This is a genomic window from Acetobacter papayae JCM 25143, assembly GCF_000613285.1.
GTDB classification, from domain to species: domain Bacteria; phylum Pseudomonadota; class Alphaproteobacteria; order Acetobacterales; family Acetobacteraceae; genus Acetobacter; species Acetobacter papayae.
Window position 1 is genome coordinate 1 of sequence record NZ_BAIN01000080.1, and the last position, 9,566, is coordinate 9,566.

Consider the following 9,566-nt stretch of genomic DNA (forward strand, 5'->3'; position numbering starts at 1 on the left):
CTGGTGTGTCTGGCGGACATGCCGCTAGTCAGCCCCGCTTTGCTGGACACGCTGCTGAACACGCAGCGCACCACCCATGCCCCCGCTGTCGCGCCCGACCGGCACGGCCAGCCCGGCAACCCCGTGCTATGGAGTGCTCAGTGCTATGACAGGCTGCTGACGGTGCAGGGCGATCAGGGGGGCCGAACCATCCTGCGCGATCTCGGCTCCGCCGTGCGGCTGGTGCCCACCCCCGCCACCATGCTGGAAGATTTCGACACCCCCGAGCGCCTGTCGGATTTTGCCCGTATGCCTGCGGCAGACCCCACACCCCCACAGACATAAAACCGCGCTCTCAGGGAACAGGGGCCGGGTTGCACCGTCTTTTTAACCCATAGCGGGATTCAGGCAGTTGACCGCACGCGCTGGCGGGCCAAAAACTACGGCAGGGCCAGTCCCCCCGGCGCAGGGCCGGGCGGCACGCCCCCAGACACCGGCCCGCCAGACACCAGCCACCCCCAGACAGGGTAGCGAGGGATGGCGGTTCTTTTTTTGCAGGAAAGAGTTTCCCGATATGAGCAAGATTCTCCGCACCAACCCGAACCCCATCCTGTCCGCCGCGGTGGAATATCATGGTTTTGTCTACACGCAGGGCGTGGTGGCCCGGAACCTCGATCTGGACATGGAAGGCCAGACCAAGGACGTGCTGGAACAGATCGACGCCCTGCTGGAACAGCACGGCACCGACAACACCCGTCTGCTGCAGGCCCAGATCTGGCTGAAAGACATCAACGACCGTGAAATCCTGAACAAGCTGTGGAGCGCATGGCTGCCCGAAGGTGGCGCTCCGGCGCGCGCCTGTGTGCAGGGCATTCTGGCCGACCCGCGCATGCTGGTCGAAATCATGCTGGTCACCACCAAATAAGCACCTGATCGGCTATTGGCGGCAGGGCAGCCCGGCTGAGACGGGTTGCCCTGCCGCAATGATCAGGCCCGGCCCCTGTGTGGCCGGTTGCGGGGCAGGGTTTACCTGCCCCGTTTTTTGTACCCCTCACACCCCCCACCTTCACGCCGACGAAGTGTGGCAAAAACGCACCGAACACCCGATGCGTTGTATCAGCGCCACAGTTCCTCCGAATCCCCACCCCTTGGGGGCTATGCAGTTTTTTCATCATTCGTGAAGGATTTGTTCTCTTGAGAGGGCAAAATAAAACAGATTTAGACAGATTTGTGACGGAAGATAGGAATATAATCCTATTTTTATATTTTTAAGGGGGTTGAAATATCAAAGTGCATTTTTTGCGTTTTTGCTACGCAATGAGAGCTTGCCTGATCTGCGTCAGCCCTTATAGGTGGAACTATCTTGTGAACAGACGCACTTAGCAGCGCACGGAAAATCTAAGGTGGAACCCATGCGGAATGGCCAGCCAAAGACCCTGAAACTGAAACTGGCTGTTTTGTCGTTCTGTTCTGCTGTCCTGTCCGTTTCTGGCGTTGCCAAGGCAGCCACCCACAAGGCCCCCACCCATCATGCCGTCACATCCGCCAGCCATGGCAATGCGGGCGCGCATCACGGTATCCACCATGTGGCCAGCCGCCACCATGGTGGTGGGCATGTGATCCAGTGCGTGGCCTACGCCAAATCCGCTTCCGATGTCATGCTGCGTGGCAATGCCCGTGACTGGTGGCACAATGCCGCCGGTGTGTATGAGCGCGGTCAGGCTCCTGAAGCCGGTAGTGTTCTGAACTTCCGTGGCACGCGCCGTATGCCGCTGGGCCATGTGGCCGTTGTGCGCAATGTGGTGGACAGCCGCACCATTGTTATCGACCAGTCTCACTGGGCGCAGGCGGGTGTCAGCCACAACGTGTCAGTTATTGACGTTTCCGCCAATAATGACTGGTCGGCCGTGCGGGTTGCCCTGAACAAAAACAGCGGCACCTACGGTCGATCTACCCCACTTACGGCTTTATCTATCCCCGTTCACCGGGTGCTGCCCCTGCAGCACAGATTGCCAGCACCACACCGCAGAGCCAGCGTGATGCTGTCATGACGGCATGGGCAAAGAAAACAGCGGGTGCGACCACGCAGGTTGCGCAGGCTCCCTGAAGCCAGCCGCCCCGGCTGCTCCACAGCCCGCCTGAAGCACGAAACAGCAAAAAGCCTGCCTCTTTATAAAAAAGAGGCAGGCTTTTTTATTATATCCATCAATCCTCAGCACCTGTGCAAGGCGGGTGGGCTACCCCGCCCGCCCTGCTGGCAACAAACCAGTAGGAAAGGCGGGAAAACGCAGGGCTTTTCAGCCCTGTTCAGCCCACACGCTCATATCCGGGCAGGAGCAGATGAGGTTACGGTCACCATAGGCATTGTCGATACGGCCCACAGGCGGCCAGTATTTGGAATCCGCCGCACACCGGGGGGAAAACACGCCTGCTGGCGGGTATAGGGATGCGCCCATTCGCTGACCGTCAGCGCCTCGCCGGTATGGGGGGCATGGCGCAGCACGGACTGCTCTACCGCCACATCACCCCGTTCGATCGCGCGCACTTCCTCACGGATTGCCAGCATGGCATCGCAGAAACGATCAAGCTCGGCCATGTTTTCAGATTCCGTGGGCTCCACCATCAGCGTGCCCGCAACCGGAAAGCTGACCGTAGGCGCATGGAAGCCAAAATCCACCAACCGCTTGGCAATGTCATCCACGGTAACGCCCGTCATATCCTTGATGGGGCGCAGGTCGAGAATACATTCATGCGCCACACGCCCCTGCGCGCCGCGATACAGCACCGGATAGGCATCGCCCAGACGGGTTGCAATGTAATTGGCGTTCAGAATGGCAACCTGCGTGGCACGGGTCAGCCCCGCATCGCCCATCAGGCGGATATAAGCCCATGAAATCGGCAGGATGGAGGCCGAACCAAACGGAGCAGCACTCACCACCATATCGGCATCGGCTTCCTGCGGGTTGCCCGGCAGGTAGGGCGCAAGATGCGCACGCACGCCAATCGGCCCCATGCCCGGCCCACCGCCGCCATGCGGAATGCAGAAGGTTTTGTGCAGGTTGAAATGGCTGACATCGCCGCCGTAATCACCCGGACGGGCCAGCCCGACCTGCGCATTCATGTTCGCGCCATCGACATAAACCTGCCCGCCCGCTTCATGCACCAGATCGCATACAAGGCGCATGTTTTCTTCAAACACGCCGTGGGTGGAGGGGTAGGTAATCATGACGGCAGCCAGTTCAGCCGCGTGGGCCTGCACTTTTTCGCGCATGTCGGCTAGGTCGATATTGCCCTGCGCATCGCAGCGCACCACCACCACCTTCATGCCCGCCATCTGGGCCGAGGCCGGGTTGGTACCATGGGCCGAAGCCGGAATGAGGCAGACCGTCCGCCCCGCTTCGCCCCGCGCATGATGATAGGCGCGAATGGCCAGCAGCCCCGCATATTCACCCTGCGCGCCCGAATTGGGCTGGAAGGACACAGCATCATATCCGCTGATCTGGCACAGCCAGCGTTCCAGATCCGCCAGCAGAATACGGTAGCCCGTAGCCTGATCCGCCGGAGCATACGGGTGCAGGCTGGAAAAACCGGGCCATGTAATCGGCAGCATTTCCACCGTAGCGTTCAGCTTCATGGTGCACGAACCCAGCGGGATCATGGTGCGATCAAGCGCAAGGTCCTTGTCCGACAGGCGGCGCAGGTAGCGCAGCATATCGGTTTCGGAACGCAGGGTGTTGAAAATGGCCTGCTTCATGAAAGCCGACTGCCGCACCAGATGGCTCGGCAGGGCACTGGCCGGGGCCGCAAGCTCTGCTGCCAGAGCCTGTACGCGCGCCTCATCCGCACAGAAAACTGACCATACGGCCCGCACGGTTTCAGGGGTTGTGGTTTCATCAAGGCTGATACCCAGACGGCCACGCCCCGCATCGCGCAGGTTCAGCCCCAGCGTGCGTGCGCGCTCCAGCAGGCTGGCCGCGTCCTCACCCGCTTCGATGCTCAGCGTATCGAAAAACGCCTCATGCACCACCGTAACCCCCAGCGCGCGCAGGCCCGCCGCCAGTGTAACGGTCAGCCCGTGCACGCGCCGTGCAATGGCGCGCAGCCCTTCCGGCCCATGATATGTGGCATAAAGCCCGGCCAGAACCGCCAGCAGAACCTGTGCGGTGCAGATGTTGGAGGTCGCTTTTTCGCGCCGGATATGCTGCTCGCGCGTTTGCAGCGCCAGACGGTAGGCAGGCTGGCCCGCACTATCCACCGACACGCCAACCAGACGCCCCGGCATGCTGCGCTTATACGCATCGCGCACCGCCATATAGGCCGCGTGCGGCCCACCATACCCCATGGGCACGCCAAAACGCTGGGTGGAGCCAATGGCGATATCCGCCCCCAGATCACCCGGCGAGGCCAGCACTGTCAGGGCCAACGGGTCCGCTGCCATAACGGCAATGGCCCCGGCCTCATGCAGGGCGGCAATAACTGCTGCCGGGTCAGCCACCTGACCGGACGAGCCGGGATACTGCACCAGTGCCCCAAACACCTCGGCCGCGCGCAGGTCGCGGGCAATATTGCCTACAACAACCGAAAAGCCCATGGGCTCGGCGCGGGTTTTCAGCACCGCGATGGTCTGGGGGTGGCAGTCTTCATCCACAAAAAACGTGGTGGTGCGGTTTTTGGCCACACGATGAGCCAGCGCCATGGCTTCGGCCGCCGCCGTTGCCTCATCCAGCAAAGAGGCATTGGCAATATCAAGCCCGGTCAGCTCGGTGACCATGGTCTGGAAATTCAGCAGGGCTTCAAGACGGCCCTGGCTGATTTCGGGCTGGTAGGGCGTATAGGCCGTGTACCATGCGGGATTTTCCAGCACGTTGCGCTGGATAACCGCAGGCAGAACCGTTCCGTAATAGCCCTGCCCGATCAGCGATGTCATGACCGTATTGCGCGCGGCAATGGCACGCAGGCGGGCCAGCACCTCAACTTCGCTCCAGCCCGGCCCAATGCCCATGGCCCCGCCGAGACGAATATCGCCCGGCAGGGTCTGCGCGGCCAGTGCTTCGAGCGAATCCGCTCCCACGCTCCGCAGCATGGTTTCCACATCATGGCTGGCGGGGCCGATATGGCGCGCATGAAACGCACCATCGGGCTCGGCCAGTCCGGCAAAGGCAGGTAGTGCCTGATCCGGCCCGAACGGCCTGTTATCCGATGTAAAATCACCTGAAAGCATGGGAGTATCCTGAACGGGCTGGAAAGCGGAAACGGAGTGTCAGGCCAGAGCCTAGCCGAGGAACGCCGTATAGGCGGCTGCGTCCATCAGCCCGGCAAGCTGCTCTGGCGCGCTCAGGCGGAAGCGGAAAATCCAGCCTTCGCCTTCGGGGTCGTTACTGATGCAGGAGCATCGTCCGCCACGGCGGGGTTGCCATCGAGCACTTCGCCATCAACCGGGGCGTAAATGTCTGAGGCCGCCTTAACGGATTCGACCACGGCAGCCGTCTCGCCTGCCTTGACGACGGTGCCTGCCGGACGGGCTTCGGCAAAGACCAGCTCACCCAGCTCGCTGGCAGCATGGCGGGTAATACCCACAACGGCGCTATCACCCTCAACACGCAGCCACTCATGTTCTTTGGTAAAATAAAGGCTCATCTGATTTCTCCTGAGAGGCACCCGGCTGGGTGCCATGAAAAACTGAAAAAAACGGCAGGTCGGAGCCTTAGGCGGCCACACGCCTGAAACCGGCGGGCACGAACGGCAGCGCCTGCACCGTGCAGGCCACGGCACGGCCACGCAGTTCGGCGGCCACAGCCTGCCCCGGCTGGGCCAGAGCGGTGCTGACATAGCCCATGGCCACCGGCGCATCGACCGTGGGGCCGAACCCGCCCGAGGTCACAGAACCCACCGGGCTGGCCAACGTTGCATCGGCAAACAGACCGGCTCCACCACGCACGGGAGCGCGGCCTTCGGGCAGCAAGCCTACGCGACGGCGGATGGTGCCTTCGCTCAACTGAGCCAGAATGATCTCCGCACCGGGGAAACCGCCTGCGCGCGCGCCACCGGCCCGGCGGCTTTTCTGGATCGACCATTCCAGCGCGGCTTCAACAGGGGTGGTTGTTTCATCAATATCCGCGCCATAGAGGCACAGCCCGGCTTCAAGCCGCAGGCTGTCACGCGCACCAAGCCCGATAGGGGCCACGCCGGGCTGCGCCAGCAGGGTGCGGGCCAGTGCCTCGGCCTGCGCAGCGGGAACGGAAATTTCAAACCCGTCTTCGCCCGTATAGCCGGAACGCGACACCACGCAGGCGGCACCGGCAATATCGAGTGCCCGCACATCCATAAACAGCATGTCCTGCACGGCGGGGGCCAGCGCTGCCAGCACCTGTCCGGCCAGCGGGCCTTGCAGAGCGAGAAGCGCGCGGTCTTCCAGCACGTCCAGCGTGCAGCTTTCAGACAGATGCGCGCGCATATGGGCAATATCCCCTGCCTTGCACGCGGCATTGATAACAATCAGCAGTTCGTTCTCCAGCCGGGTGACCATCAGGTCATCCAGAATACCGCCCCGCTCATTGGTAAACTGCGTATAACGCTGCCGCCCGGAGGCCAGCCCCGCGATATCGGCCGGCACAAGCTGCTCCAGCGCCAGAGCTGCATCGCGCACCGCGCCGGAGCGCGCACGCACGCGCACTTGCCCCATATGCGAGACATCGAACAGCCCTGCCTGCGTGCGGGTATGCCGGTGCTCGGCCATAATGCCCTCGGCATATTGCAGAGGCATGGCATAGCCCGCGAACGGCACCATGCGGGCACCGAGATCCGTATGCAGGGAAAAAAGAGGGGTATGGAGAAGTGATTCGGAACTCATGCACACTGCCCTTGCGCGTTACAAAAAGGCCATGCCTTCCTTACGCGGGGTGCGAAGGGGCCTGGACCGTAAACCGTCCGTTGCCCCTTCTGTGCCTTGTGCCTGAGATCGCTATCCCGTCGGCGGACGCCTCAAGGGCGTCTCTCTCCAGAAGTTTTAATGCGCAGGGTCCTTTTGCCTGAGAGTTTCCGGGGCGGTTGCTCCTTCGGCGCCAGCTCGAAGCTGGGCTCTCCCTCTGCGCGGCGTGATTGGTGACATCATTTTAACGACAAGTCAATCACGCCCCGCAAGGCCGTTAGACTCAGGCTTTTCCTGCGGGAAGGTGCTTGGCGATATACGGCGGCAGGTTAAAGGAACCGACATGAATCTCGGGTGTCCAGTACTGGGTTTTACCCTCCAGACCGGCGGCCTGCGCCCGCGTGCGCACGCTCTGCACATCCTGCCCGGCAAGGCTGACCTTGGAGGCAATACCCAGTGTCATGAACCCGCCCACATAGGTCGGCACCGCCGCGACATAGGCTGACACATGCGGGAAAAACTTCGCCCGGCGCAGGCTGGTTTCATACAGCTCATCCGCCTGCATGAACGGCACACCGCACTGGTTGACGATCAGCCCCTGAGCGCTGAGCACGCGCGCGCACTGCTCGTAGAAAGAATCGGTGAACAGGACTTCACCCACCCCGATCGGGTCCGTGCTGTCGACAATAATGACATCGAACGCGGCATCGGGCGCACGGGCCACGTAGTCGATACCGTCACCCACGATCACTTCGGCCCGCGGGTTGGTCCAGGCGTCCTGTGCGATGGAGGGCAGGTGCTCCTTGGACAGTTCGATAACCGCACCGTCAATTTCCACCATCACGGCTTTTTCCACGCCGGGATGTTCGAGCACGCGGCGCAGCACGCCGCCATCGCCCGCACCGATAATCAGCACCCGGCGCGGGTCAGGGTGGCTGAACAGCGGCACGTGGGTGAGCATTTCCTGATAAACGAACTCATCGCGCTCGGTAATCTGCACCACGCCATCGAGCAGCAGCACCCGACCGTGAGAATCGCTTTCAAAAACAACGATGTCCTGAAACGGACTGCGCACCCGCGCCAGTTCACGTACGACACGAAACCGCTGGCCCCAGTTGTCGTACAGGGTTTCCTCAATCCATGTTTCAGTCATGTGCGCCTCATCCGGTTGCATGACGGCCACCCCCTGCGCCTGTGCGCGTTGAGGGTTCAGTGCCCGTCAGAAAAACAGACAGAAAATAAACAAAAAAAACCGGCAGGCCATACCCCCGACACCCTCTGGGGGTGGGTAGGGCATGGCCTGCCGGTGTCAGGCATCCGCCAGACTTATTTTTTCACCACGCGGCCGCGGCGTTCTTCATTGACTTCCAGACGCTTGGCCTGGAACAGCCGCTGCATGACCGGCACAGCAAGATGCGGGTCGCATGCGCCACACATGAAAATATCCACGGCGGCAAAATTGCGCTCGGGCCATGTGTGAATGGAAATGTGGCTTTCCGCCAGCACAACAACACCCGACACGCCACCATTGGGCGTGAAATGATGGAAGTGACTGTGCAGGATCGTAGCCCCTGCCGTTACTGCGGCTTCGCACAGGGTCTGGTCGATCTTTGCGGGATCATCCAGATTTGTGGCACCCCACAGATCAACAAGCAGGTGTGTGCCTGCGAACTTCTCGCCGTTTTTTTCGACGAAGTAGTCTTTGCGCTCTTCGTCATCAGACGAGACGGGAGCGGAAAATGTCTGGTTATTGCTCGGGTGTTCCGAGACCATCCCCAGTTGAGCAAGTGCGTTCATGACGTACCCCCAAACCAGTAGACAGCCTGTTGGGCAAAAATTGCCCCCTTGGGCCAAGAGCGCGCTAACTAGGCGGTTATACCCCGCATTGCAAGCATTAAATCAGGTCTGTAACCGTTTTTTCACAACCCCGCAGGTAAGGGTGCGCGCGTACCAACCCACGCCCGCAAGCGCGACAGTGTATCCGTATCGCCCGCAGCCGCCGCATCCTGCGCAAGGCGACGGGCCAGTGCGACCTGATCAGGCGTGAGCGCGCCTTCGGCGGGCAAAGCGCGGCTGGCCAGACGCCCCAGAACCAGAACAGCCTGCGCCCATTGCCGCTGCTGCTCGTACACCTGCCCGCGCAGGCGCAACCCGTCATCCGATTCGTCGGTGGCCAGCAGCTTCAGAGCCTGCGCCTCATGCCCTCCGGCCAGCGCCAACAGGGCGTTGTCATAACGCAGGCGGGCGGGCAGATCAGCCGGAAAATCTGCTGGCATACCAAAGGAAAAACCCGAGAGCGCTGCACGCTCCAGAGCCTGCGCGGCTATCCCCTGCTGCCCGGCCGCAAAAGCAGTGCGGGCCAGAAGCTCCGCCCGGTCGGCCCGCATGGCGGGGGTAATGGACAAAAACTCCGCCTGCGCCAGAACCGGCACCGCCTGTGTGGCCCTGCCCGCTCGCACCAGCGCCGCACCATACCCGGCCAGCAGTTTGGCGGTGGCGGCGTCATAGTCGAGCCAGTGTATGGATGTAGCCACCCATGCCAGCGCATCCGCCCCCGGTGCAAAACCGACATGCTCGGGCGGGGCCGTCTGCTCGCCAGCCTCCTGCGGCACGCTGCCGAACACCAGCGTATAGAGCACCTGCCGCCAGACATCGCGCAGCCTGTCGCGCGGGGTGGCCTCTCCCGGCTCCAAGCCGGACAAAACCGAGGCCGCCGCCC

Annotated in this window: 5 protein-coding genes, 4 pseudogenes and 1 riboswitch; of the genes and pseudogenes, 3 read left to right on the plus strand and 6 right to left on the minus strand. The window is 62.0% G+C overall.

What is annotated here, in order from left to right; all coding sequences use genetic code 11:
- The 3 genes and pseudogenes from JCM25143_RS13220 to JCM25143_RS19660 form a co-directional block, all read left to right on the plus strand.
- Positions 1-324, plus strand: a 324-nt coding sequence (locus tag JCM25143_RS13220; protein ID WP_025861553.1) for a nucleotidyltransferase family protein, incomplete at its 5' end; no start/stop codon positions are given.
- A gap of 229 nt (positions 325-553) precedes the next feature.
- Positions 554-904 carry a RidA family protein gene (locus JCM25143_RS13225; protein WP_025861555.1) on the plus strand — a complete coding sequence of 117 codons (351 nt, stop codon included), beginning with the start codon at positions 554-556 and terminating at the stop codon, positions 902-904.
- 487 nt (positions 905-1,391) lie between these two features.
- Positions 1,392-2,086 (plus strand): annotated as a pseudogene (locus JCM25143_RS19660) (CHAP domain-containing protein).
- Between the two features lie 190 nt (positions 2,087-2,276).
- Here the strand turns inward: JCM25143_RS19660 and gcvP are convergent.
- The 6 genes and pseudogenes from gcvP to JCM25143_RS13260 all read right to left on the minus strand — a co-directional run.
- Positions 2,277-5,200, minus strand: a pseudogene (gcvP, locus tag JCM25143_RS19665) (aminomethyl-transferring glycine dehydrogenase).
- Between the two features lie 51 nt (positions 5,201-5,251).
- Positions 5,252-5,616, minus strand: a pseudogene (gene gcvH, locus JCM25143_RS19670) (glycine cleavage system protein GcvH).
- 67 nt (positions 5,617-5,683) lie between these two features.
- A complete protein-coding gene (gene gcvT, locus JCM25143_RS13245) occupies positions 5,684-6,829 on the minus strand; it encodes a glycine cleavage system aminomethyltransferase GcvT (protein WP_025861557.1) in 1,146 nt (381 codons plus the stop codon).
- Between the two features lie 156 nt (positions 6,830-6,985).
- Positions 6,986-7,075, minus strand: a riboswitch (glycine riboswitch).
- Between the two features lie 55 nt (positions 7,076-7,130).
- Positions 7,131-8,000, minus strand: coding sequence for a polyamine aminopropyltransferase (speE, locus tag JCM25143_RS13250; protein ID WP_025861558.1), 870 nt, complete (start codon positions 7,998-8,000; stop codon positions 7,131-7,133).
- A gap of 173 nt (positions 8,001-8,173) precedes the next feature.
- Positions 8,174-8,644, minus strand: a complete 471-nt coding sequence (gene speD, locus JCM25143_RS13255) for an adenosylmethionine decarboxylase (protein ID WP_025861559.1) — start codon at positions 8,642-8,644, stop codon at positions 8,174-8,176.
- Positions 8,645-8,766: 122 nt separating this feature from the next.
- A pseudogene (locus tag JCM25143_RS13260) lies at positions 8,767-9,566 on the minus strand (hypothetical protein); the annotation flags it as partial.